The 3,644-nt window shown below is 61.5% G+C and carries 1 protein-coding gene; it reads right to left on the reverse strand.

The features are described from left to right. The coding region (locus tag XalbCFBP2523_RS15490) for a non-ribosomal peptide synthetase (RefSeq protein WP_146084128.1) at positions 1-3,644 on the reverse strand (3,644 nt) is incomplete at both ends.

The raw sequence follows: 3,644 nt of genomic DNA on the forward strand, positions 1-3,644 counted from the left end.
GTGGGGCCGTATGCATTGATCAGGCGTCTGCCTTGGCCCCAACGTTCTACGATGCTTGCAGAGAGTGCCTCGCCGGCAACGACGAGTGTCTTTAGACAGGAAAGCGCTGGCTTTTCAGGCAGGTTATTCAATACCGAAGGTGGTAGTGTGACGTGACTAATCTGATGTTCGCTCAATATTTTCGTGAGCGTTTCGCCTGCCAATACCGCACCTCGATCAGCGATATGCAGTGACGCTCCACAAAACAGCGAAACAAACAACTCAGAAGCAAATGCATCAAAACTCAGCGAGGAAAACTGCATGACACGGCTGTTTTTTTCGACATTGAACGCGCGTATCTGAGCCAGTGCCAGGTTCACGACACTGCGATGCTCATTCATCGCGCCCTTGGGCACACCAGTCGATCCCGAGGTGTAGATGACATACGCTAGGTGGCGTGCAGTCAGACCACTGGCATGACGATCGAGATTGTGGTTCGGCAGTTGCTCCCAGCATTCGCTATCGGCTTGCAGATCGACGATCACCGCCGAAGCGACACTGTCCTGGACTAGGTGACGGCTCGCGGCATCCGTCAGCACCGCTACCGCGCCGCAATCTGTGAGCATGTAGGTCAGCCGCTCCGGCGGATAAGCCGGGTCCAGCGGCACATAGGCACCACCGGCCTTCAACACTGCCAGCAGCGCCACGACCATCTCCACGCTGCGCTGTACGCAGATTGCCACGCGATTATCGGGGCGCAGGCCCAATGCGCACAGGTAATGGGCCAGCCGATTCGCCCGTGCGTTCAATTCGCCGTATGTCAGCGACACCTCGCCTTGCACCAGTGCGATGGCCGATGGATCCCGCGCCACCTGCGCCTCGAACAGTTCGTGCACACAGGCATCGCGCGGATAATCTGCTGCCGTTGCATTCCACTGCATCAGCACCTGATGGCGCTCGACCTCATCCAGTAACGGCAAACGGTCCACTGCCCGATCTTCAGCACCCTCGGCCACCATCGCATTCAACAGATGCTGCCAATGCCCCATCCACCGCTTCAGCGTCGCATGCTCGAACAACGCTGTGGCATAGTTCAAACTGCCGAGGATCCCGTCCTTGCTTTCGGCCAATGACAACGCCAGATCGAACTGTGCATTCGTCTGTGCAATGCCCAATCCGCTGGCTTCGAGGTTGCCAAGATCCAACTCGCCCTGTGGTGTGTTTTGCCAGGCGAACATCACCTGGAACAACGGTGCATGCGCCAGACTGCGCGGCGGCTGCACCAATTCCACCACCTGTTCGAACGGAATATCCTGATGCGCCTGTGCCTGCAGGGCACGTTCCTTCACCGATGCCAGCAGTTGCGCCAACGTCGGCGAGCCAGACAGTTCTACCCGCAACGCCAGCGTGTTGACGAAGAACCCGATCAGCCCCTCGCTCTCCGAGCGACCACGATTGGCCGCCGGGCTGCCGATGACCACATCGTCCTGGCCGGACAGACGCAACAACAACAGTGCCCAACTGGCCAGTAACGTCATATACAGCGTCAAACCATGCCGCTGGCTTAGTTCCTTCAGCGCCTGTGCCTGCTGCGGACCGATGACCACCTCCAGCATCGCACCGGCATGATCTTGCTGCGCTGGACGCGGACGATCCGTCGGCAGTTCCAGCAGCACCGGCGCACCGGACAGTGCCTCGCGCCAGTAATTGGCCTGCTGCTGCAACACCTCGCCTGTCAACCATTGCCGCTGCCAGCTCGCATAATCGGCATACTGGATCGGCAACGGCGGTAGCGGATCGGCTTCGCCACGTACAAACGCCCGATACAGCAGGCTCAACTCGTTGATCAAAATCCCCATCGACCACCCGTCCGAGACGATGTGGTGCATGGTCACGAAGAAGACGTATTCTTCTTGGGCGAGCTGTACCAGCACGCCACGGATCAGCGGGCCGCACTCGAGCGCGAACGGTGTTTGCGCCTCGTCGGTCAATAACCGTTCCAATGCGGTCTCGCACTCGGGCACATCGCGCAGATCGTGAGCGATCAACCGGAAGCCGCTGTCCTTGGCCGCGATCTGCTGCAACGCCTGCCCGTCGACCAACACAAAGGTCGTGCGCAGCGACGCATGACGAGCCACGATACGATCCAGGGCGCGTTGCAACGCCTGGGTGTCCAGCGCCCCACGCAAACGCAGACCGCCGCTGATGTGATAGGCCTGACTAACACTCTCGAACTGCGAGAGGAACCAAAGCCGCTGCTGCGCGAACGACAACACGCGCGGTGCATCCGTCTCCAATGGCAGGATCTGCGGCAAGACTGCAGCGGACGAAGATGCAACACACGTGGCAAGCTGCTGGAGCGTCGCATGCGTAAACAGCTCCGCCACGCCGATCTCGGCACCCAGCTCATGACGCAAGCGCGAGGCGACCCGCACCGCCAACAAGGAATGTCCCCCAAGTGCAAAGAAGTTGTCGTGCCGACCGATCGTCTCCAGACCGAGCAGGTCGCCCCAGATCGCGGCAATGGCCTGTTCGATGGCACCCTGCGGTGCTTCATATGCACGCGCCGCATAGGCCGCTGCATCCGGTGCTGGTAACGCCTTGCGATCCAGCTTGCCGTTGGCGGTCAACGGCAGCGTTTCCAGTTGCACGTAAGCGGTGGGCAACATGTAGTCGGGCAGGCGCACGTCGAGTTGGGTACGCATGGCCTCCGGGCTGAGTGCAATACCATCGACATCGCCGACCAGATAGGCCACCAATCGCGGTTCGCCCGGGTGGTCCTCGCGCAGCAACACGACGGCATCCTGCACGCCCGCGCAGGCGCGTAGCGCGGCGGCGATTTCGCCCAGTTCGATGCGGAACCCGCGTAGTTTGACCTGGTCATCGTTGCGGCCGAGATACTCCAGCGTGCCGTCCGCACGCCAGCAGGCGATATCGCCACTGCGGTACATGCGTTGGCCGGGCTGTTCGGCGAACGGATCGGGCACGAAGCGTTCGGCGGTCAGATCGGCACGACCGAGATACCCGCGCGCCAGTTGCGGCCCAGCGATATGCAGGTGACCGGCCACGCCAATCGGCGCGTGTTGCCCGTGTGCATCGAGCACGTACAGACGCAGATGCGCAATCGGTTGACCAATCGGCACGCGTCCGTTGGACGCATGTGCATCGTCAGCGGTGGTCGTGTGGACCGCACAACCGACCACGGTCTCGGTCGGGCCGTATTCGTTGATCAGCCGGGTATGGGGCGCGAGGGTCTGCCAACGGGCCAGCGTGGCCGCCGGCAGCGCTTCGCCGCCGATCACCATCACTGACGGGCTCAGCGGTGTTGGGTGGTCGGCCAACTGCTGACCGAGCACTTCCAGATGCGCCGGGGTAAGCTTGACCAAGCCTAGCGGAGTCGGATCGCACAGGCGTTGACGCAAGGCATCGAGGGTGTCGTGGTCGGGCAGCAGTTCGACCTGCGCACCGCACAGCAACGGGGCGAGCAGGCTGGTCAAGGTGGCATCGAAGGACAGCGAAGAAGACACCACCGCGCTGGGAGTTGGCCGATAGGTCGCGATGGCCCATTGCAAATAATGCGCGGCACCGGCATGGGTGAGCAAGGTGCCCTTGGGTTGGCCGGTGGAACCGGAGGTGTAGATGACGTAAGCCAGATTGTCCGGACA

Source organism: Xanthomonas albilineans (assembly GCF_002939705.1).
GTDB classification, from domain to species: Bacteria; Pseudomonadota; Gammaproteobacteria; order Xanthomonadales; family Xanthomonadaceae; genus Xanthomonas_A; species Xanthomonas_A albilineans.